Annotated in this window: 19 protein-coding genes; 8 read left to right on the plus strand and 11 right to left on the minus strand. The window is 70.8% G+C overall.

Features of this window, described 5'->3' with window-relative positions:
- Positions 1 to 7: 7 nt before the first annotated feature.
- Complete coding sequence (locus AB0D93_RS01585; RefSeq protein ID WP_362111070.1) at positions 8 to 832, minus strand: maleylpyruvate isomerase family mycothiol-dependent enzyme; 825 nt, start codon at positions 830 to 832, stop codon at positions 8 to 10.
- Positions 833 to 1,052: 220 nt separating this feature from the next.
- Here AB0D93_RS01585 and AB0D93_RS01590 point away from each other — a divergent pair, with 220 nt between their 5' ends.
- Entirely contained in the window at positions 1,053 to 1,871 is an 819-nt protein-coding gene (locus AB0D93_RS01590; protein WP_362111073.1) for a carbon-nitrogen family hydrolase, read from the plus strand.
- A gap of 18 nt (positions 1,872 to 1,889) precedes the next feature.
- Here AB0D93_RS01590 and AB0D93_RS01595 read toward each other — a convergent pair whose 3' ends face one another.
- Positions 1,890 to 2,384, minus strand: coding sequence for an LURP-one-related family protein (locus tag AB0D93_RS01595; RefSeq protein ID WP_362111076.1), 495 nt, complete (start codon positions 2,382 to 2,384; stop codon positions 1,890 to 1,892).
- A 31-nt stretch (positions 2,385 to 2,415) separates the two neighbouring features.
- Positions 2,416 to 3,399, minus strand: a complete 984-nt coding sequence (locus AB0D93_RS01600; protein WP_362111079.1) for a helix-turn-helix domain-containing protein — start codon at positions 3,397 to 3,399, stop codon at positions 2,416 to 2,418.
- Between the two features lie 52 nt (positions 3,400 to 3,451).
- Here AB0D93_RS01600 and AB0D93_RS01605 point away from each other — a divergent pair, with 52 nt between their 5' ends.
- Positions 3,452 to 3,856, plus strand: coding sequence for a cupin domain-containing protein (locus tag AB0D93_RS01605; RefSeq protein ID WP_362111082.1), 405 nt, complete (start codon positions 3,452 to 3,454; stop codon positions 3,854 to 3,856).
- A gap of 172 nt (positions 3,857 to 4,028) precedes the next feature.
- Here AB0D93_RS01605 and AB0D93_RS01610 read toward each other — a convergent pair whose 3' ends face one another.
- The 3 genes from AB0D93_RS01610 to AB0D93_RS01620 all read right to left on the minus strand — a co-directional run bounded on the left by AB0D93_RS01610 (position 4,029) and on the right by AB0D93_RS01620 (position 7,562).
- Positions 4,029 to 4,283, minus strand: coding sequence for a DUF6458 family protein (locus tag AB0D93_RS01610; protein WP_362111085.1), 255 nt, complete (start codon positions 4,281 to 4,283; stop codon positions 4,029 to 4,031).
- A 77-nt stretch (positions 4,284 to 4,360) separates the two neighbouring features.
- Positions 4,361 to 5,659, minus strand: coding sequence for a M18 family aminopeptidase (locus tag AB0D93_RS01615; protein ID WP_362111088.1), 1,299 nt, complete (start codon positions 5,657 to 5,659; stop codon positions 4,361 to 4,363).
- Between the two features lie 76 nt (positions 5,660 to 5,735).
- Positions 5,736 to 7,562 (minus strand): acyl-CoA dehydrogenase, encoded by a 1,827-nt coding sequence (locus AB0D93_RS01620; RefSeq protein ID WP_362111838.1) that lies wholly within the window; start codon positions 7,560 to 7,562, stop codon positions 5,736 to 5,738.
- Between the two features lie 412 nt (positions 7,563 to 7,974).
- On the opposite strand from AB0D93_RS01620, the gene AB0D93_RS01625 reads away from it, so the two are divergent.
- The 3 genes from AB0D93_RS01625 (at position 7,975) to AB0D93_RS01635 (ending at position 10,027) form a co-directional block, all read left to right on the plus strand.
- A complete protein-coding gene (locus AB0D93_RS01625) occupies positions 7,975 to 8,442 on the plus strand; it encodes an SseB family protein (protein ID WP_351803055.1) in 468 nt (155 codons plus the stop codon).
- A 78-nt stretch (positions 8,443 to 8,520) separates the two neighbouring features.
- Complete coding sequence (locus AB0D93_RS01630) at positions 8,521 to 8,943, plus strand: hypothetical protein (RefSeq protein ID WP_362111092.1); 423 nt, start codon at positions 8,521 to 8,523, stop codon at positions 8,941 to 8,943.
- A gap of 106 nt (positions 8,944 to 9,049) precedes the next feature.
- Complete coding sequence (locus AB0D93_RS01635; protein ID WP_362111095.1) at positions 9,050 to 10,027, plus strand: pirin family protein; 978 nt, start codon at positions 9,050 to 9,052, stop codon at positions 10,025 to 10,027.
- A gap of 114 nt (positions 10,028 to 10,141) precedes the next feature.
- Here AB0D93_RS01635 and AB0D93_RS01640 read toward each other — a convergent pair whose 3' ends face one another.
- Positions 10,142 to 10,777, minus strand: a complete 636-nt coding sequence (locus AB0D93_RS01640; RefSeq protein ID WP_362111098.1) for a MerR family transcriptional regulator — start codon at positions 10,775 to 10,777, stop codon at positions 10,142 to 10,144.
- A gap of 101 nt (positions 10,778 to 10,878) precedes the next feature.
- On the opposite strand from AB0D93_RS01640, the gene AB0D93_RS01645 reads away from it, so the two are divergent.
- Positions 10,879 to 11,979 carry an AI-2E family transporter gene (locus AB0D93_RS01645; RefSeq protein ID WP_362111101.1) on the plus strand — a complete coding sequence of 367 codons (1,101 nt, stop codon included), beginning with the start codon at positions 10,879 to 10,881 and terminating at the stop codon, positions 11,977 to 11,979.
- A 16-nt stretch (positions 11,980 to 11,995) separates the two neighbouring features.
- Here AB0D93_RS01645 and AB0D93_RS01650 read toward each other — a convergent pair whose 3' ends face one another.
- Positions 11,996 to 14,263, minus strand: coding sequence for a SpoIIE family protein phosphatase (locus tag AB0D93_RS01650; RefSeq protein ID WP_362111104.1), 2,268 nt, complete (start codon positions 14,261 to 14,263; stop codon positions 11,996 to 11,998).
- A gap of 233 nt (positions 14,264 to 14,496) precedes the next feature.
- Between AB0D93_RS01650 and aspS the strand changes: the two genes are divergently transcribed.
- Entirely contained in the window at positions 14,497 to 16,260 is a 1,764-nt protein-coding gene (gene aspS, locus AB0D93_RS01655) for an aspartate--tRNA ligase (protein ID WP_362111107.1), read from the plus strand.
- Between the two features lie 63 nt (positions 16,261 to 16,323).
- Here aspS and AB0D93_RS01660 read toward each other — a convergent pair whose 3' ends face one another.
- Positions 16,324 to 17,007 carry a hypothetical protein gene (locus tag AB0D93_RS01660; protein ID WP_362111110.1) on the minus strand — a complete coding sequence of 228 codons (684 nt, stop codon included), beginning with the start codon at positions 17,005 to 17,007 and terminating at the stop codon, positions 16,324 to 16,326.
- A 101-nt stretch (positions 17,008 to 17,108) separates the two neighbouring features.
- Here AB0D93_RS01660 and AB0D93_RS01665 point away from each other — a divergent pair, with 101 nt between their 5' ends.
- Positions 17,109 to 17,456, plus strand: coding sequence for a DoxX family protein (locus AB0D93_RS01665; protein WP_362111113.1), 348 nt, complete (start codon positions 17,109 to 17,111; stop codon positions 17,454 to 17,456).
- A gap of 221 nt (positions 17,457 to 17,677) precedes the next feature.
- Here AB0D93_RS01665 and metG read toward each other — a convergent pair whose 3' ends face one another.
- Positions 17,678 to 19,393, minus strand: coding sequence for a methionine--tRNA ligase (gene metG / locus AB0D93_RS01670; protein ID WP_362111116.1), 1,716 nt, complete (start codon positions 19,391 to 19,393; stop codon positions 17,678 to 17,680).
- A 155-nt stretch (positions 19,394 to 19,548) separates the two neighbouring features.
- A complete protein-coding gene (locus AB0D93_RS01675) occupies positions 19,549 to 21,177 on the minus strand; it encodes a VWA domain-containing protein (protein ID WP_362111119.1) in 1,629 nt (542 codons plus the stop codon).
- Positions 21,178 to 21,232 lie beyond the last annotated feature (55 nt).

The following is a 21,232-nucleotide window of genomic DNA, read 5'->3' on the forward strand; positions in this document are numbered from 1 at the left end:
CGGCCGGCTACGGCGTCACCGTGAAGTTGCGCAGGATCGATGCCGTCAGGTCCGGGTCGCCCTCCGTCTTCACTCGGTCCGCCACCGCCTCGGGGCTGACGCGGCCGCAGGCGAGGCGGACGTAGGTCTCCCAGTCGAGGGTGAGGGTGGCGGCGGGACCGAGGGCCGGGGTGGTTTCCAGGGTGCCTCGGCCCTGGATGTCGACGCGGATCGTGCGCAGGAACTCCACCGGGCCGTGCACGTCGAACACGATCGCCGAACTGCGCGGCGCCCCCGCGTCCTTCGCGACGATCCTGGGGAGCGCTTCCAGAAGGACGTCCCGCACGACGTGCGCGCCGGGCGAGTCCAGGTTGCCGGGACGGCCGAGGGTCGTGCGCAGGTCCTGCTCGTGCACCCACACGTCGAACGCGCGGTCACGATAGGCCTGTTCCACCGTGATCTCCGTGCCCAGCGGTCCGCGCACCGTGGTGCCGGGGTCGCGGGACTCGGTGCGCAGCTGGCGGTTGCGGCGGATGACCGTGTACTCCAGCTCGGCCGTCATCTCCGGCGCCGTGTGGTGGCGGCGGACGTCGACCTGCATCTCCATGTACCGCTGGTGCTCGGTGGTGACGTGGAAGAGGTCCCGGGGCAGTGAGTGGATGGGGCGCGGGTCGCCGAGCATCTCGCAGTCCATGCCGATGACGTGCGACACGATGTCCCGGACCGACCAGCCGGGGCAGGGGGTCCGCCGGTTCCACTCGCCTTCCGCCAGCGGCTGGACCATCTCGGATATCGCTTCGATGGAGTGCGTCCAGGCGTCGGCGTAGGGCTGGAGGGTGGGATGCAGACTCACGGAACGGGACCCCTCGGCGGTCGGTACACGGGCAGGTTGTGGCGGCGTTGCCAGCGGGCGGCGGCTGCACTTCGGCGGGCGTCTGGGAGTCCCCCTGGTTCTCGGCTTCGCTCGAACCACGGGGACCCCCAAGTTACGCTGCCTCCAGGCACCCCGGCAGTGCTTTCGTGTGACGATCGTAGGCCTGTGTGGACGACTCGAATGCCAGGACGGTGGTAGTGTGCGCGCCTCGCTGATCCAGATCGCCGTGAACGAGGATGAATCGGTCGACTCCCGGCGGCAGCGGGTGGCCGGGCTGGTCCGGGAGCAGGCCGGGGCCGATCTCGTGGTCCTGCCCGAACTGTGGACCACCGGTGCCTTCGCCTACGAGGAGTTCGGCCGCGAGGCCGAGCCGCTCGAAGGGCCGACGTACGAGGCCATGGCCAAGGCCGCGAGCGACGCGGGCGTGTGGCTGCACGCGGGGTCGATTCCCGAGCGCGCGGCATCCGGCAGCGGATCCGCCGCGGGTGACGGGCCCCTCTACAACACCTCTCTCGTCTTCTCCCCCTCCGGTGAGCCGGTCGCCGCCTACCGCAAGATCCATCGCTTCGGCTTCGACAAGGGCGAGGCCGTGCTGATGGGCGCGGGGCGGGACCTGGTGACGGTCCGGCTGCCCGGGACCACGCTCGGCGTGGCCACCTGCTACGACCTCCGTTTCCCCGAACTCTTCCGTGGACTGGTCGCCGCCGGCGCCGAGACCCTGGTGATCCCGGCGGGCTGGCCCGAGCGGCGGCGCGCGCACTGGACGCTGCTGGCTCAGGCGCGGGCGGTGGAGAACCAGGCGTTCGTGCTCGCGTGTGGAACGGCCGGGACCCATGCGGGAGTTCCACAGGCGGGTCACTCGATCGTGGTGGATCCGTGGGGCGAGGTGCTCGCCGAGGCGGGCCCGGACGAGGAGATCCTCACCGTCGAGTTCGATCCGGCGAAGGTGGCGGCCACCCGCGAGCAGTTCCCGGCGCTGAAGGACCGTGTGCTCGGCCTGGAGCCGCCCCGGCCGTAGAGCGCCTGCTCCGGCGCCTCAGCGGTCCTCCCGCTCCTTCTGCGCCAGGTGGATCACGCACACCGCCACCGCGATGAGCAGTGCCGGGTCCGCGTCCTCGCGCACGATGTCGACGCCGTAGGTGTCTCGCAGCGACAGCAGGCGGCGGGAGATCACGGCGAGGAGTTCGCCGTCGTACTCGATGGCGAACTCGTGGTCGAGGATCTTGCCGCTGACGTCCAGTTCGGTGCCGTCGACCAGGGACACCCGGTAGTGGTTGCGCAGCAGGGACAGCCGTTTGCGCCGGATGGTGGCCAGGCCCTCGCCGTCCCGCTCGATCACCATGGTGTCGCGCAGCGCGAACATCTTCTGGTGGATGTCGATCAGCACGCGCCCGTGGGCGTCCTTCAGCTGGAAGGTGTCCCGCAGCCGCATGGCCTTGCCGTCGACGAGGAAGACCTTGCGGCCGTGCTCGTCCTCGATCCAGTAGTCGTCGCCGATGCCGAGCAGCCGGTCGTGTACGAGGAGTCTCATGCGGGTACCGTTCCCCGCCGCGCGTTGATCGTCACGGTCCCGCCGGTCCGAAGCGCCTGCGGTACGCCGACGGGCTGAGCCCCGTCTCCCGGCGCAGCCGGGCCCGCAGATTGGCCGCCGTGCCCAGGCCGCAGCGGTCCGCGACGACGTCCAGGCGCTCCTCGCCCCGCTCGATCAGCCGGCGGGCCAGCGCGACCCGCTCCCGGGTGAGCCAGGCCAGCGGGGTCGTGCCCAGCTGGGCGCGGAAGCGGCGGTGCAGCGTGGCGGGGCTGACGGCCGCGCGGGCGGCGAGGTCCGCCACGGTCACCGGCTCGCCCAGCCGTTCCTGCGCCCAGGCCAGCAGCGGGCCGAGCGACGCGTCGGGCACGTCGGGCACCGGGCGTTCCACGAACTGCCGCTGCCCGCCGTCGCGGTGGGCGGCGAAGACGAGGCGCCGGGAGACGGCGTTGGCGAGTTCGGCTCCGTGGTCGCGGCGCCAGAGGTGCAGCCCCAGGTCGAGCGCGGCCGCGCTGCCGGACGCGGTGAGGATGTCGCCCTCGTCGACGAACAGCACGTCCGGTTCCAGCCGCACCTTGGGATGCAGGTCCCGGAAGGCGTCCACCCACATCCAGTGGGTGGTGGCCCGGCGCCCGTCGAGCAGCCCGGCCTCGGCCAGGGCGAAGCTGCCCGTGCAGAAGCTGACGATGCGCGCCCCGCGCGCGTGGCTGCGCCGGATGGCGTCCAGGACGTCGGCGCCGCGCGGTACGACGTTGTCGGGGCGCCCCGGTACGACGAGGGTGTCGGCCTCGTCCACGGCGTCCAGGCCCGGTACGCCGGTGAGGGTGAAGAAGCCGTGGTTCATCCGGGTCCGCGGGGCGGGCGAGCAGAGCGTCACCGCGTACAGCGGTCCCGGGAAGCCGAGTTCGGGTCTGGGCAGCCCGAACAGTTCCGTCGCGACGCCGACCTCGAAGGGGTTGGTGCCCGCGTCCACGATCACGACGACCCGGTGCGGGGGCTGAGAGGATCCTTGCGCCATATGCGATTCCTAGCACTCGTACGGCGCGACCGTAAGCCCGCACGATGAACGCATGGAACCCAAGGAACCCAAGGAACCCGTCTCCCTGGACAAGGCGCTCGCCTCCTTCAGCGAGTGCTGGAGCCCCCGCATCGTCGCCGCCGTCAACGACTACGACGTCCGCATCGCCAAGTTCGAGGGCGAGCACGTCTGGCACGCGCACGAGGACACCGACGAGTTCTTCCTGGTCCTCGACGGCGAGGTGCACCTGGGCCTGCGCGAGCCGGCCGGCGAGCGCACGGTCGTCCTGACCAGGGGGTCGGTCTTCACCGTCCCGCGGGGCACCGAGCACAAGCCGTCCGCGCCCCGGCGTGCGGAGGTCCTCCTCTTCGAGCCCACCGGCACCCTCTCGGTCGGCGACCGGCACGAGGAGGTCCCAGGCCACGTGGACGTCACCACCGGCCACGCACTGACCTGACCGGACTCCGGAAATCCACCGGGCCGCCGGCGAATGCCCCGCCTGCGACGAATGCCCCGCCTGCCGTGTCCACCAGCAGGACCGGGGCGTACCGGCCCGCCTCACCTGGGGTGGGGCGGACCGCCTGCCGCTCGTCCCGGCGGGGACGGACGAGCAGTGGGCAGGCGTCGCCTCAGACGCCGTAGCCGTCGACGTAACCGTCGCCGTGGTGGTGATGGTGGTGCGGTTCCTCCTCCACCACCGGCGTCGGTGGCATGACCACCCGCCGGCGCCGCGCGATCCCGCTGAACGTGGCCACGCCGATCAGGCCCACGGCCATCAGGATCAGGCCGACGACCGTGAGATTGACCCCGTGCATGTGCCAGTCGGTCGCGAACGTGAGGATGGCCCCCACGGCGATGAGGATGATGCATCCTCCGAGCCCCATGAGAAGTCGCCTCCCCTTTCGGTTCCGGAATCTCCGGTGCCGACCGGGTACCCGGCGAGGACCCGGCTAGCCCTCGGCTAGCCCTCCAGAAACGCCGTCAGGGCGTTCGCCAGCAGGAACGGGTCGTCGGCGCCGCACAGTTCGCGCACGCTGTGCATCGAGAGGATGGCCACGCCGATGTCCACGGTCCGGATGCCGTGCCGGGCCGCGGTGATGGGGCCGATGGTGGTGCCGCAGGGCATGGAGTTGTTGGAGACGAACGACTGGAAGGGGACGTTCGCCTTCTCGCAGGCGGCGGCGAAGATCGACCGGCCCGAACCGTCCGTGGCGTAGCGGTTGTTGACGTTGACCTTGAGGATCGGGCCGCCGTTGACCCGCGGGTGGTGCGTCGGGTCGTGCCGCTCCGCGTAGTTGGGGTGGACGGCGTGACCCGTGTCGGAGGACAGGCACACCGTGCCCGCGAAGGCCCGGGCCCGGTCCTCGTACGAGCCGCCGCGGGCGAAGACCGAGCGCTCCAGCACGGATCCGAGCAGCGGGCCGTCGGCGCCGGTGTCCGACTGGGAGCCGTTCTCCTCGTGGTCGAAGGCGGCCAGCACGGGGATACGGGTAAGCGCGGCGCCGGAGGTGGCGACGGCGGCCAGTGCGGCCGTGCCCGCGTGCACCGACAGCAGGTTGTCCATCCGGGGCCCGGCGACCAGTTCGCGGTCCCGGCCGAGGTAGGACGGGGCCTCCACCGGGTGCGTCATCAGGTCCCAGCCGGTGACCGAGCCGGCCGCCAGTCCCGCCTCCTGCTCCAGGAAGGCGATCAGGTCGCCGTCCCGCACGTCGTCCCCGAGGCCCCAGATCGGCTGCAGATGACGCTGCTTGTCGAGCTTGAGCCCCTCGCTGCTGACCGAACGGTCCAGGTGGATGGCGAGCTGGGGCACGCGCAGCAGTGGCCGGTCCACATTGACCAGGACCGTGGAGCCGTCCCGCAGGCTCAGCCGCCCGGCCAGGCCCAGGTCGCGGTCCAGCCAGGAGTTCATCAGCGGTCCGCCGTAGATCTCGACGGCGACCTGGCGGAAGCCGTGCGCCCCGCTGTCCGGGCGCGGCTTGATCCTCAGGTTCGGGGAGTCGGTGTGCGCGCCGACGATGTGGAACGGGGTGTGCGCCTCGGCGCCCTCGGGGACGTACCAGGCGATGATCGCGCCGCCGCGCAGCACGTACTTGCCGCCGCTCGAGCCGTCCCAGGCGTCCGTCTCGGCGACCTGGCGGAAGCCCGCCTTCTCCAGCCGCTCTGCGGCTACCGCCACCGCGTGGTACGGCGACGGACCGGCCGCCAGGAAGGACATCAGGTCGTCGGTGTGGCCGCGGTCGAAGCGGGATGCTGCGCTCATGGATTCACCTTAACGACGTGTGCGGGCCCGCTCCCGGAAAGGGAGCGGGCCCGCACAGGATCTACCGGAAGATTGCCTAGAACGCGGACTCGTCCAGCTCCATCAGGTCCAGTTCGACGCCGGAGGCGATCTTGCGGGCGAGGGTGACGCCCGGCAGGACGTTCGCCGCGAAGAACTTCGCCGCGGCGATCTTGCCGGTGTAGAACGCCTTGTCCTTCGCGGACGCCGTGCCGAGCTTCTCGGCGGCGATCGCGGCGCCCTTCAGCAGCAGGTAGCCGACGACGACGTCACCGGAGGCCAGCAGCAGGCGGGTGGTGTTCAGGCCCACCTTGTAGATGTTCTTGGTGTCCTGCTCGGTGGCGGCGAGGTCGGTCAGCATCAGGCCGACGATCGCCTCCAGCTCCACGGCCGCCTTGGCCAGGTGCTCGCGGGCGCCGGCCAGCTCCTCGCCGCCGGTGCCGAGTGCCAGGAACTTCTTGATGTCCTCGGCGAGGGAGTTCAGCGCGGCGCCCTGGTTGCGGACGATCTTCCGGAAGAAGAAGTCCTGGCCCTGGATCGCGGTGGTGCCCTCGTACAGGGTGTCGATCTTGGAGTCCCGGATGTACTGCTCGATCGGGTACTCCTGCAGGAAGCCGGAGCCGCCGAAGGTCTGCAGCGACTGGGCGAGCTGCTCGTAGCCCTTCTCGGAGCCGTAGCCCTTGACGATCGGCAGCAGCAGGTCGTTCAGCGCGTGCTCGGCGGAGGCGTCCTCCTCGTTGGCCTCCTTGAGCTGGATCGCGTCCTGGACCGAGGCGGTGTAGAGGACGAGCGCGCGCATGCCCTCCGCGTACGCCTTCTGCGTCATCAGCGAGCGGCGCACGTCCGGGTGGTGGGTGATGGTGACCTTGGGCGCGGTCTTGTCCATGAAGTCCGCCAGGTCCTGCCCCTGGACGCGCTCCTTGGCGTACTCCAGCGCGTTCAGGTAGCCCGTGGACAGCGTGGAGATCGCCTTCGTGCCGACCATCATGCGGGCGAACTCGATGATGCGGAACATCTGGCGGATGCCGTCGTGCTTGTCGCCGATGAGCCAGCCCTTGGCGGGGTGCTGGTCGCCGAAGGTCATCTCGCAGGTGTTGGAGGCCTTCAGACCCATCTTGTGCTCGACGTTGGTGGCGTACACGCCGTTGCGCTCGCCCAGCTCGCCGGTCTCGAAGTCGAAGTTGAACTTCGGGACGAGGAAGAGGGACAGGCCCTTGGTGCCGGGGCCGGCGCCCTCGGGACGCGCGAGCACGTAGTGGAGGATGTTCTCCGACATGTCGTGCTCACCGGAGGTGATGAAGCGCTTCACGCCCTCGATGTGCCAGGAGCCGTCCTCCTGCTGGACCGCCTTGGTGCGGCCGGCGCCCACGTCGGAGCCCGCGTCGGGCTCGGTGAGCACCATCGTGGAGCCCCACTGCTTCTCCACGGCGATCTTGGCGATGTGCTTCTGGACCTCGGTGCCCTCCTCGAAGAGGATGCCGGCGAACGCCGGGCCCGAGGAGTACATCCACACGGCCGGGTTGGCGCCCAGGATCAGCTCGGCGTAGGCCCAGATCAGGGAGCGCGGCGAGGTGGTGCCGCCGATCTCCTCCGGCAGGCCGAGCCGCCAGTACTCGGAGTCCATGAAGGCCTGGTAGCTCTTCTTGAAGGACGCCGGTATCGGCGCGGTGTTGGTCTCGGGGTCGAAGACCGGCGGGTTGCGGTCGGCGTCGGCGAAGGACTCGGCCAGCTCGTTCTCGGAGAGGCGGGTCAGCTCCTCCAGGACGCTCTTGGCGGTCTCGACGTCCATCTCCTCGAACGGGCCGGTGCCGTACACCTTGTCGCGCCCCAGTACTTCGAAGAGGTTGAACTCGATGTCGCGGAGATTCGACTTGTAGTGCCCCATGGCGACGGCTCCGTAGAGGGATCGGCGAGGCACTGACTCCTCGCACCTAGTTCACGTACCAACAAGTAGCTCAGATGATGCTACCCGTCGGTAATAAGAAGCAACCCCTGTCCGTGCAAGTGTGAGATGGGTCTATTCCTCCTCGCTGGTGAACAGGGTCGCCCACCGGTCCGGGTGTCGGCGAAAGGCAGGTGACCGCCCGGTATCCCCACGGGGCGGGCGTCGTGGCTGTCGCCGGCGCGACAGGGGGTGAGCCGGCGGTCACGTCCAGCCGCCGCCCGCGCTCCGGGCGCCCGCGCCCGTGTCCTCCCCGGGTTTCCAGCTCCGCCGCGTCCATCACCTCCAGTGTGGCCGGGCCCGGGTATTCTCCCGGGCGCTCCGGTGCGGCGCGCGGGCTCGGTACTCTTGCGCCATGTACGGCTACGACCAGAACGTGGGCGCTCAGCAGCAGTACGCTCCGCCGCAGCAGCCGGGCGGTGTCGGCGGGTACGGCCAGCAGCCGCCGCTCTATCCGGAGCCGTCCCCGCCCTCCCTCGCCGACGCGGTGCGCGCCTTCACCACCGGGCAGATGTCCGCGGAGGACTTCCAGCAGATCTTCGCCACGTCCAAGGTGTACTGCCCGCGCGGCGACACCCCCGGCTTCCTCGCCCTGCACAACACCCAGCAGCCGGTGATCCCCATGTTCACCTCGCTCAAGGAGCTGCGCCGGTACGCGGGCAAGGAGTCCAAGTACTTCGTGATCACCGGCGCCGAGGTGATCGACCTGCTCCCCACCGGCTACGGCTTCGTCCTGGACATGGAGGGTGAGCACCGGATGGTGTTCGACGCGAAGGCGGTCGAGCAGATGGTCGACTTCGCGATGCGGCGGATGTACGGCTAGCCGCCGTTGTCGCGCACGGGGTGGGCCGGCGCGGGCGCTGTCGCGCTGACGTCGGGTGCGCTGGGGGTGGCCGGGGGGATGGTGGCCGCCGTGATGTGGCTCTGCGCCGTCGCCGTGGGCGTTGTCGGGTGGTGGTCCGCCCGGGCGGGCTGTGCGCTGGTGGGGGCGGTCGTGGTGCTGCGCCGGCGGGGGGTCGTGGCGGAAGGGCGGCTGGAGTCGTCCTACGTGGAGACCGTCGAGGACGCTCTGCTGACGCGGTATGTCCACTCCTGCACCGACCTGAGCGGGGCGCGGCGTTCGTGCACGGGCACCGACACGGGCGGTGCCGCGTGGGCGCCGGTCCTGTACGACCCCGCGGACCCCGACGAAAGCAGCCAGGTCGGCACCGGCACCGCCGGGATGTTCGTCTTCGGTGCCGTCCTGCTGCTGGTGTTCGGGATTCCGGTGCTGGGCGGCTGTGCGCCGGCGGCCGGAATCGCCGTCTCCATCGCCTTCAAGTGACGTCGCCACTTCAGGGCCCGGAGGGAATTCCCTCCGGGCTCGTTCCGTTAGGGGTGGCAGAAAGTTCAACGCTCAACTAAAGTGGACGCAGAAGGAGGTACCGACCATGCCTGCAGTGACCGTCGAGAACCCGTTGACGCTGCCCCGTGTGACCGCTCCCGCCGACGCCGTGGCACGTCCCGTGCTGGCCGTCACGACCGCTCCGAGCGGGTTCGAGGGCGAGGGCTTCCCGGTCCGCCGGGCGTTCGCGGGGATCAACTACCGCCATCTCGACCCGTTCATCATGATGGACCAGATGGGCGAGGTGGAGTACGCCCCGGGCGAGCCCAAGGGCACCCCCTGGCACCCGCACCGCGGCTTCGAAACCGTCACCTACATCATCGACGGCGTCTTCGACCACCAGGACTCGCAGGGCGGTGGCGGCACCATCACCAACGGTGACACCCAGTGGATGACCGCGGGTTCCGGACTGCTGCACATCGAGGCCCCGCCGGAGTCCCTCGTCGTGTCCGGCGGCCTCTTCCACGGCCTGCAGCTGTGGGTGAACCTCCCGGCCAAGGACAAGATGATGGCCCCGCGCTACCAGGACATCCGCGGTGGCAACGTCCAGCTGCTGACGACCCCGGACGGCGGTGCGCTGCTGCGCGTCATCGCGGGCGAGCTGGACGGTCACAGGGGGCCCGGCATCACCCACACCCCGATCACCATGATCCACGCGACCGTCGCACCCGGCGCCGAGGTCACCCTGCCCTGGCGGGAGGACTTCAACGGTCTGGCCTACGTGCTCGCGGGCCGGGGCAGCGTCGGTGCGGACCGCCGGCCGGTCCACGTCGGGCAGACCGCGGTGTTCGGCGCCGGGTCCTCGCTGACCGTCCGCGCGGACGAGAAGCAGGACTCCCACACGCCGGACCTGGAGGTCGTGCTCCTGGGCGGACAGCCGATCCGTGAGCCCATGGCCCACTACGGCCCGTTCGTCATGAACACCAAGGAAGAGCTGATGCAGGCCTTCGAGGACTTCCAGAAGGGCCGGCTGGGAACGATCCCCGCGGTGCACGGGATGAGCGCCGAGGGTCCGCAGGGCTGACGGTTCCCCGTCCCGGTGCGGGCGGGCGATTCGGCCGGCCGGGGCCCGTCGGGGTTCGGTCCGGCCGGCCCGGCAGGCCGTCGGGAAGTCGGTGCGGTCGGCTGGAAGGGGCCGTCAGGACAGGAGTGCCGGCGTCCGGATCGAGGCGTCCTCCTGGGCGAGGCGGCGTAGTGCGGCCATCGCGGCGTCGCCCAGTACCGTGCCCAGGACCACGGTCTCGACCTTGCCGTCCACGGTCGGCACGCGGGCCACGGCGGCCAGTTCGGCGTCGGCGAGCCGGCCGGCCGCGGACGCGTACGTGTCGAGCAGCGTCAGCAGGTCCTCCCGGTCCAGGTCCCGGTACGTCCCGACGAGCTGGACCAGCGCCGTCCAGCCGGGACTGTCCGGCCCGGCCGTCCAGCCGTGCCGGCGCACCAGTTCGGCCACGTCCGCCTCGGCCCGCGCGCGGTCCTTCGGGGTGCCCCGGTCGGCGGCGCTCCGGCCGGCGGCGGACTGGACGACGCCCAGCATGGCGTGGGCGGTGCGGTCCGGATCGTCCATCCGGGCGAGCACCTGCCCGACCGTGGCCACGGACATGCCGCCGACCTCGAGCATCGCCCGGATCAGCTTGAGCCTGCGGACGTGGTTGTCGTCGTACCGGACCTGGTTGGGGCTGGTGCGTTCACCGGGCCGCAGCAGGCCCTCGCGCGTGTAGAACTTGATCGTCGCGACCGGGACTCCCGTGCGCCCCGCCAGCTCTCCGATACGCATGGGGCGAGGATACGAGCCTTGCGGCCCACCGGCGCCGCACACCTCACCCGCCCGGCCCCGCGCGGCGGGACACCCGTCGGCTCCCATGATCCGCTGGACGCGTGCAGCTGTTGCCCGACCCCGTCCGACGTCTCGCCGCCTGGTGCGTCGTGCTGCTGCTCGTCGCCGGGGTGGGATGGGTCGGGGTGCGGCTGTGCGGGGAGTTCCGTACGGCCGTCACGCCGGTGCTGCTCGCGCTGCTCGGCACCGCGCTGCTCGGACCGCTGTACCGGCGGCTCGTTCGGACCGGGGTGCAGGCTTCGCTCGCGGCCGGGCTCACCTGTGTCGCCGTGCTGGCCGTCTTCGGCGGTGCCGTGTACATCGTCGTCGCCGCGCTCATCGACACCGGCGACCAGATCATCGCCTCGCTGCGGAACGCCGCCAAGGGGCTCGCACGGCACTTCGGGGCGGCCGGCACCGGTCTCGACGACCTCGCCGCGAACTCGCGCACCCTACTGAGCAGGTTCGGCGGCACGGCCGCGTCCAATGTCATCAGCGGGGTCAGTGTCGTCGGGGAGAGCATCGCGATGGCGGTGCTCGCCCTGCTGCTCGTCTTCTTCTTCCTGCGCGACTCGCACCGGGCTATGGAGTCCCTGCGGTCCCTCGCGCCCGGTGGCTCCGCGGACACCCTGGAGGCCATCGTCCGGCGCGCCTTCGAGGCGGTGGAGGGGTTCATGCGCGGGACGACCTTCATCGCGCTCATCGACGCCGTGTGCATCACCGTGGGCCTGCTGATCCTCCAGGTACCGGGGGCGATCGGCCTCGGCGCGCTCGTGTTCGTCGGTGCCTACATCCCCTACCTCGGCGCCTTCATCTCCGGTGCGGTGGCCGTCCTGGTCGCGCTCGCCGACCGCGGCTTCGTCATCGCGCTGTGGGTGCTCGGTGTCGTGCTCGCCGTGCAGGTGCTGGAGGGGCACGTGCTCCAGCCGGTCATCCAGAGCCGCACCGTGCAGATGCACCCGGCCATGGTGATGCTCGCCATCACCGCCGGGGCGTCCGTCGCGGGGATCCTCGGCATGCTGCTCGCGGTCCCGCTGACCGCGGCCGCCTTCGGCGTCGTACAGGAACTGCGCACGCGGTACGAAGTCTCCTCCAGCCCACCGTCCCCCGACGCGACGTCCTCCGGCGAACCGCCCTCGGACGCCTCGCCTTCGGGGACGTAGAGCGACTGCGCACGCGTTAGGCGGCGCCCTCCGCCGCATCGTCATCCGGCACACCGTCGGCCAGCGCGCCGGGCTCCGGCACACCGTCGTCCAGCGCGCCGGTCTCCGACGCGACGTGCTCCAGCGCGCCGTCCCCCGGCACACCGTCCTCCAACGCCTCGGCCCCCGGTTCCCCGGCCGATGTTCCGCCCGACTCGTAGAGTTCGAACCAGATGCTCTTGCCCTCGCCCCGTGGGTCCACGCCCCAGGCGTCCGCGAGCAGTTCGATCAGCATCAGGCCGCGCCCGGAGGAGGCCAGTTCGCCCGGGCGCCGCCTGTGCGGCAGGTCGTCGCCCGCGTCGGTGACGTCCACCCGCAGCCGCCGCACCCCCGCCTCGCCGGTCACCTCGGCGAGCAGCAGCGCGTCGGCGTCGGTGTGGACGAGAACGTTGGTGACCATCTCGGAGACCAGCAGCGCAGCCGAGTCGACCTGCTCACAGGAGACCCAGTCGTGCAGCAGCTCGCGCAGGTGACGGCGGGCCTCGGCGATCCGGTCCGGCTCGTCCTGCGCCACCGACAGCAGCGTGCGCCGGACCGTGGGCCGGCCTCTGCCCTCCGGGGGCCGGGACAGCAGCACCAGCGCGATGTCGTCCTCGCGGCGGTCGGCCAGGGGGCCGGTGGTGTGGTGCGAGGACGGCCCGTGCACGCCCTGCACCAGCGCGTCCGCCAGCGACTCCAGTTCGACCCCGTCGTCCCCGCGGTGGGCCTCCAGGATCGCGCGCAGCCGGCGCCAGCCGCTCTCCAGGTCGTGGCCGCCGGTCTCGATCAGCCCGTCGGTGCACAGCATCAGCGTCTCGCCGGGTTCGAGCGTGAACCGGGTCGTCGGATAGTCCGGGTCCGGGTCCACGCCCAGCGGCAGCCCGCCCGCCGTCGGCCGCATCATCACCGTGCCGTCGGCCATCCGGATCGCCGGGTCCGGGTGCCCGGCGCGGGCGATCTCCAGCACCCCGGTCACCGGGTCGGCCTCCGCGTACACGCAGGTCGCGAAGCGGAGGTCGGTCATCCCGTCGTCGTGCGTGATGCCGTGCAGAAACCGCGAGACGCGGGAGAGCACGGCGTCCGGGCGGTGGCCCTCGGCGGCGTAGGCGCGTAGGGCGATGCGCAGCTGGCCCATGAGGCCCGCGGCCCGGACGTCATGACCCTGGACGTCCCCCACGGCCAGGGCGATGCGGCCGGAGGGCAGCGGGATCATGTCGTACCAGTCGCCGCCGACCTGGAGCCCGCCGCCGGTCGGGATGTACCGGGCGGCCACCTGCATCCCGGGGATCTCCGGGCCGAGCGAGGGCAGCATGGAGCGCTGCAGGCCGTCCGTCAGCTCCCGCTCCGACTCGGCGACCTCCGCCCGGGACAGGGCCTGGGCGAGCATCCGGGCCACGGTCGTCAGCACGGCGCGCTCGTCGGGTGTGAACGCCACCGGATAGGCGAAGGCGGCCAGCCAGGCGCCCATCGTGCGTCCGGCGACCGTCAGTGGCAGGAAGGCCCATGAGCGGCGGCCGAAGCGCCCGGCGAGCTGCCAGGCCGTCGGGTAGCGGGCCTTGTACTCCTCGGGGGAGGACAGATACACCGCGCGGCCGGTGCGGACGACCTGGGCCGCCGGATAGTCGGTGGTCAGCGGCATGTTCGAGAAGGGGCCCATGTCGTCGGGCTGGTGCCCGTGCTGGCCGGTGATCGTCAGCCGGTCGCCCTCCACCCCGAACACCACGAGCCCGTCCGGTGAGAATCCCGGCATCGACAGGCCGCCGGCCACCCGCAGGACCTCCGCCGTGGACCGCGCCTCCGCCAGCGCCCGGCCCGCGTCCAGCAGGAACGCCTCCCGGGAGCGCCGCCAGTCCCCGGTGACCGCGTTGCGGGCGGCCCGCGTGCCCGGGGTCGGCTCGGTGACCTCCTGGAGGGTGCCGATCAGCTCGTACGCCCGCCGTTCGGGATCGAAAGACGGCTTGGATCGGCTGCGGACGACACGCAGGACGTTTCCCTGCTCGTCCATGATCCGGATGCGCACCTCGGCCAGCGTGCCCTCGTCGACCGCGAGCGGGACCACCCCGGTGATCTCGTTCCAGTCCTCCGGGTGCAGCCGGGCCCGGGTCTGGACCTCCGTGAGGGTGGTCGGCTGCGCGGGCAGCCCGAGCAGCCGCGCCGCCTCCGCGTCCACAGTGACCAGCCCGGCAGCCGTGTCCCAGTGCCACAGCCCGGTCGCGAGGGCGGCGAGGACGTCCCCGACGGACGGGAGGGGGTCGGCTGTATGCATTGCCCCACTTTATGAAGATCTGATTGAAAGGTGCCACTGTAAGTAGCTCTGAGGGGACATGCGGCGGGTTGGAGGTTTCACCGAAGGCCGGGGCACGATGACGGGCGGGTCCCCGGTAATGGTGGGGAGCCGATCTTGGGGTGCCCGGTACCCTTGATGGGTCCGGGCCCCGTGCCCGTTCTCGCCGGGGAGAGCACCCCGCAGACCGCATACACGAAGGACGATGAACGACGATGCATCGGTACAGGTCCCACACCTGCGGCCAGCTCCGCGCCTCTGACGTCGGTACCGACGTCCGGCTGAGTGGCTGGCTGCACAATCGGCGCGACCTGGGCGGCATCCTCTTCATCGATCTGCGCGATCACTACGGCATCACGCAGCTGGTCGCCCGCCCCGGCACGCCCGCGTACGAGGCCCTGGACAAGATCTCCAAGGAGTCCACGGTCCGCGTCGACGGCCGCGTTGTTTCACGTGGAACCGAGAACATCAACCCCGACCTGCCCACCGGCGAGATCGAGGTCGAGGTCGGCGAGGTCGAACTGCTCGGTGCGGCCGCCCCGCTGCCGTTCACGATCAACGCCGAGGACGGGGTCAACGAGGAGCGGCGCCTGGAGTACCGCTTCCTGGACCTGCGCCGCGAGCGCATGCACCGCAACATCATGCTGCGCACGCAGGTGATCTCGGCGATCCGGCACAAGATGGCCGCGATGGGCTTCAACGAGATGGCGACGCCGATCCTGTCCGCCACCTCCCCCGAGGGCGCCCGTGACTACGTGGTCCCCTCGCGCGTGCACCCCGGCAAGTTCTACGCCCTGCCGCAGGCCCCGCAGCAGTTCAAGCAGCTGCTGATGATCTCCGGCTTCGACCGCTACTTCCAGATCGCGCCCTGCTTCCGCGACGAGGACGCCCGCGCCGACCGCTCGCCGGGCGAGTTCTACCAGCTCGACGTCGAGATGAGCTTCGTCGAGCAGGAGGACGTCTTCCAGCCGATCGAGAAGCTCATGACCGAGCTGTTCGAGGAGTTCGGCGGTGGCCGGCACGTCACCTCCCCCTTCCCGCGGATCCCGTTCCGCGAGGCGATGCTGAAGTACGGCTCCGACAAGCCGGACCTGCGCGCCAAGCTGGAACTGGTCGACATCACCGACGTCTTCGAGGCCTCGGAGTTCAAGGCGTTCGCCGGCAAGCACGTGCGTGCGCTGCCGGTGCCGGCGGTCCAGGACCAGCCGCGCAAGTTCTTCGACCAGCTCGGTGACTTCGCCGTCTCGCAGGGCGCCAAGGGACTCGCCTGGGTCCGCGTCGCCGAGGACGGATCGCTGTCCGGCCCGATCGCCAAGTTCCTCACCGAGGACAACGTGGCCGAGCTGACCAAGCGGCTCCAGCTGGCCGCAGGGCACGCCGTGTTCTTCGGCGCCGGCGAGTTCGACGAGGTCTCGAAGATCATGGGCGCGGTGCGGGTGGAGGCCGCTCGCCGCGCCGGCCACTTCGAGGACGGCGTCTTCCGCTTCTGCTGGATCGTCGACTTCCCGATGTACGAGAAGGACGAGGAGACCGGCGCGATCGACTTCTCGCACAACCCCTTCTCGATGCCCCAGGGCGGCCTGGAGGCCCTTCAGACCCAGGACCCGCTGGACATCCTGGGCTGGCAGTACGACATCGTCTGCAACGGCGTTGAGCTGTCCTCCGGTGCCATCCGGAACCACGAGCCGGAGATCATGCTCAAGGCCTTCGAGATCGCGGGCTACGACCGCGAGACCGTCGAGGAGAAGTTCGCCGGCATGCTCCGCGCGTTCCGCTTCGGTGCCCCGCCGCACGGCGGCATCGCGCCCGGCGTGGACCGCATCGTCATGCTCCTCGCGGACGAGCCCAACATCCGCGAGACGATCGCCTTCCCGCTCAACGGCAACGCCCAGGACCTGATGATGGGCGCCCCGACCGAGCTGGACGAGTCCCGCCTGCGCGAGCTGCACCTGAACATCAGGAAGCCGCAGCCGAAGTAGTACGGCAGAAGTTTCAAGGGAGAGGCCCGGAACCCCGGCGTGGGGTTCCGGGCCTCTCCCTCGTCAGTCCCCGTCCTCCGCGTCGGGCGATGCGCCGTCCTCCAGCAGCCGTTCGGCGATGTCGTCGGACCACTGCTGGGCCCAGGCGCGCAGGGCGGTGATCTCGGCCTCCTGCAGGCCGTACCGGAGGAAGTCCACGTCGGAGTAGAAGTCCGTGCCCGTCAGCCGGGACTGCAGGGTCGGCAGGTCGAACGGGTCGTGGGCGTGCCGGCGGCCCAGTTCCTCCAGATCGGGCAGGGAGAACCGGGTCGCGGCGGCCCGCGCGTCGATCAGGTCGACGGCCGCGCCCCGGTCGTACAGCGCGCGGATCTTCGTGCCGACGGCGTCCTCCAGGGAGAGCGCCGGGCCGTACGCGGTGAGGTCCGGCGGCTGCCAGAAGGCCTCCTTGTGCAGCGCGAGGGCGCAGGGCTCACCGGTCGGCGGGTCGGTGACCGTCAGCTGGGCGGTGAGCACACTGGCGGGCCCGGGACGCACCTGCCGGCCGCGGGCCTCCAGGGCCGCGCCGACGGCGGCGGCGATCCGGTCCATGGGCTCGGAACTCTCCGTGGCGAAGTCGAGGTTCGCGTGCGGCCGCGTCACCAGACCGTGCGCCTGCAGGGCGTATCCGCCGGCGAGCACCAGCCCGTACGGACCGCCCGCGGTGACGACGTCGGCGAGGAGCCGGTGGTGGGGTTCGGGGAGGTTCAAGATTTTTCCGGGTTCCTGTCACACGGGCGCGGGCCGGGGGTTCAAAGAGGTGTCCGCAGTTCTTCGACCGCTCGATGCTCGATGCTCGATGGGAGCCTCTCATGCGTACCGCCCAGATCGTCGTCACCCTGCTCGCCGCGCTGATGACCGGTTTCTCCGGTGCCGTCCTGCTGCTGCGGGCCCAGTGGATCGTCCAGGCGCTCACCGACTACTCGGTGCCGCAGTCGTGGTGGACGCTGCTCGGCGTGGCCAAGGCCGCCGGCGCCGTGGGGCTGGTGGCCGGGCTGTTCGTGCCGGTGATCGGGGTGCTGGCCGGGACCGGACTGGTGGTCTACTTCGTCGGGGCCGCCGTCACCGTGGCCCGCGCCCGCTGGTACTCCCACATCCCGTTCCCGCTCGTCTACGCGGCCCCCGTCGTCGGCGCGCTGGTCCTCGGGTACGCCGCCTGAGCCGGAAGTTCTCACCGCGAGGCGGCAACCGAGCACGTCCGTCCGGTCGATCAGGTCCCACAGGAGCGAAGACGTTCTCGGCGGCCGAGGATGACCTCGGTGGTGTGCGGGTCCTCGTGGTGCGAGCAGCCGACGGCTATGAGACACCTCCGGCCCGGATCCATCACCTGTTCCGGTTCCGGGCCGTGGTGGTTCGGACGGGACGTCCGCCGTTTCGGTGGTTACGCCGGCTCGCCGCCGAAGCGGGCCTTGTAGTTCTCCAGGTCCTCGTCCGTGAGCTTGGCGAAGAGGACCGGCGGGACGGTGAAGGGGGTGCCGGCCGGGACCGAGGTGAGGGACCGGGCCTCGTCCGCGGTGATCCAGGTGGCGGTGTCGCCCGGCAGGTCGAAGGCGCCGCGCATCGCGGCCGAGCTGGCCGGGATCAGCGGCTCGGAGACCACCGCGTACAGGTGGATCAGGTTCATCGCCGTGCGCAGGGTGAGGGCCGCGGCGTCCTTGTCGGTCTTGATCTGCAGCCAGGGGGCCTTCTCCTCCAGGTAGGAGTTGCCGGCCGACCACAGGGCGCGCAGGGCCGCGGCGGCCTTGCGGAACTGGAGCGCCTCCATCTGCTGCTCGTACTCGGCGAGCAGACGGGCGATCTCCTCGCCGAGGCGGGCCTCCGCCTCGCCGGGCTCGCCGCCCGCGGGCACGTCGTCGCCGAAGCGCTTCTTCGAGAAGGACAGCACGCGGTTGACGAAGTTGCCGAGCGTGTCGGCGAGGTCCTTGTTGACCGTGGCGGTGAAGTGCTCCCAGGTGAAGGAGGAGTCGTCGGACTCGGGTGCGTTGGCGATGAGGAAGTAGCGCCAGTAGTCCGCCGGGAGGATCTCCAGGGCCTGGTCGGTGAAGACGCCCCGCTTCTGCGAGGTGGAGAACTTGCCGCCGTAGTACGTCAGCCAGTTGAAGGCCTTGACGTAGTCGACCTTCTTCCAGGGCTCACGCACGCCCAGCTCGGTGGCCGGGAACATCACCGTGTGGAAGGGGACGTTGTCCTTCGCCATGAACTCGGTGTAGCGGACCGTGTCGTCGGCCTGGTACCACCACGACTTCCAGTCGCGGTTCTCCGGGTCCTGGTCGGCCCACTCCTTCGTCGCGCCGATGTACTCGATCGGGGCGTCGAACCAGACGTAGAAGACCTTGCCCTCGGCGGCCAGCTCCGGCCAGGTGTCGGCCGGGACCGGGACGCCCCAGTCCAGGTCACGGGTGATCGCACGGTCGTGCAGGCCCTCGGTCAGCCACTTGTGGGCGATGGAGGAGGCCAGCTGCGGCCAGTCCCTGTCGTGCCGGGCCACCCACTCGCGGACCTCGTTCTCCAGCTTGGACTGGAGGAGGAAGAGGTGCTTGGTCTCCCGCACCTCGAGGTCCGTGCTGCCGGAGATCGCGGAGCGGGGGTTGATGAGGTCGGTGGGGTCGAGCACCCGGGTGCAGTTCTCGCACTGGTCGCCGCGGGCCTTGTCGTAGCCGCAGTGCGGGCAGGTGCCCTCCACGTAGCGGTCGGGCAGGAAGCGGCCGTCGGCCGGGGAGTACACCTGGCGGATCGACCGCTCCTCGATGAAGCCGTTCTCGTTCAGCTTGCGGGCGAAGTGCTGGGTGATGTCGCGGTTCTCGGGGCTGGAGCTGCGGCCGAAGTAGTCGAACGCGAGGGCGAAGCCGTCGTAGACCGCCTTCTGCGCGTCGTGCGCCTGGGCGCAGAACTGGTCGACCGGCAGGCCCTGCTCCTTGGCGGCCAGCTCGGCCGGGGTGCCGTGCTCGTCGGTGGCGCAGATGTACAGGACGTCGTGGCCGCGCTGGCGGAGGTACCGGGAGTACACGTCCGCCGGGAGCATGGACCCCACCATGTTGCCCAGGTGCTTGATCCCGTTGATGTACGGAAGGGCGCTGGTGATGAGGTGTCGAGCCATCGTGGCTGCTCCCAGGTCGCTGCGTTTTCTGCGGTTTCGAACCTTGAAATCGTAGCCGACAGGGGTGGGCCGCCCGCTTCCCGTCTGCTGGGTGGGACTGGGTGGGAAGGGGCGGCCCGGTGGTGACGGAGAGTGTCACCGGTGGTGCCCGGCCGTTACGGGCGCCAGGCGGCGAGTACGCCCTGGTACAGCTCCGTGTCCGTCAGCTCGCGGGGGGTGGGGCCCGCGTGGAAGAAGGACGTGTTGCCGGTCTTCAGCTTGCGGAGGTAGTCGAAGGCCTTGTTGTCGTGCTCGCCGAAGGCGACGAAGGAGAAGAAGACGGACGGGTGGTTCTTCGCGGCGTCGGTGAGGGACTGGGTGGCGGGGGTCTTGGCGTCGGGGGCACCGTCGGTCTGGAAGACGACGAGGGCGGGCGTGTCGGGGGTGGTGTCCTTCTCGTACTGCTCGTAGTGGGCGAGTACGGCCTCCACGGCGGCGTGGTAGCTGGTACGGCCCATGCGGCCGAGGCCGGCGTGGACGTCGTCGATCCTGGTCTCGTGGTCCGGGGTGAGGGTGAGGTCGGTGGTGCCGTCGACCTCCGTGGAGAAGAAGACGACGTGGACCGTGGCCTCGGGATCCAGGTGCGCGGCGAGGGCGAGGGTCTGGTCGGCGAGGGCCTGGGCCGAGCCGTCCTTGTAGTACGGGCGCATGCTCGCGGAGCGGTCGAGGACGAGGTAGAGCTTCGCTCGGGTGCCGGTGAGGCCGGTCTTCTTGAGGGTGGCTGTGGCGGCCTTGTAGGCGGTGGCGAGGGAGGGGGTGCGGGACTTGAGCCTGGCGAGGGGGGTGGCGGGGGTCTTGTCACCCGTTTCGGCCTGCAGCGCGTTTGCCTGCGGCGCGTTCGCCTGCGGCGCTTCGGCGTGTGTGTCGTCCGCCTCGGCTTCGCCTTCGGCGTCCGTGTTCCCACCCGCACCACCCGTGCGGCTTTCGTTGTCGGCTGCGGGTGGCCCCTGTGGGGCGTCCTCGCCGTCGGCGGCCTGCGGCTCGGTCGTCTCTTCGGTCGCCGCCGACACCGTCTCCACGCCCGCCTGATCCTCAGCTTCCGGCGTGACGGCGTCTTCGGCCGTCTCGGTGACCTCCGCCTCGCCGATTTCCTCGGCCTCGACCGTCGCCTGGGCGGCGCCCTGGTGCTCGGGCTTCTCCTCGGTCTCCGGTTCGGGGAGATCCGCGGGCTCGGTCGTGGCCTGGGCGGAGGCTTCGGGCTCGGGCTTCTCCTCGGGGAGATCCGCGGGCTCGGCCGTTGCCTCGGCGGCGCCCTCGTGCTCGGGCTTCTCTTCCGTCTTCGGCTCGGCGCTTTCCGTGGGCTCGGTCGTCGCCTGGGCGGTGCCCTGGTGCTCCGGCGTGGTGGGTGCTTCGGGCTTCTCGGCGCTGTCCTCGGCCGTCTCCGTGACCTGCGGTTCGGGGAGTTCCTCGGGCTCGGCCGTCGCCTGGGTGGAGGCTTCGGGCTGGGTTTCCTGCTGGGCCACCGGCTCGGCGGGGTTCTCCGCGGGCTCGGTCGTTGGCTGGGCGGGGGCCTCGTGCTCCGGGTTTGGTTCCTCCGACGGGTGGGGGACCTTGACGTTGTCGAAGGCCGCTGAGACCAGTTCGTGTTCGTCCGGGGAGGAGTTGCGGGGCTCCGGGACGGTGGGGGCGGAAGGTGTCGGGTCGGTCGGAATGGGTGCAGGCAGGCGGTTCGCACCCTCTGCCTCGGCGGCGCGTGCCCTGCGGGAGCGGCCGAATGCGTTCCGCAGGAGAGTGAGAATGCCCATATGCGCAACCCTTCGCGTGAGTTGATGCCCGTAGATCCCTGGCCAGGACGGACAC

The organism is Streptomyces sp. NPDC048191, from assembly GCF_040652655.1.
In the GTDB taxonomy this organism is placed as follows: domain Bacteria; phylum Actinomycetota; class Actinomycetes; order Streptomycetales; family Streptomycetaceae; genus Streptomyces.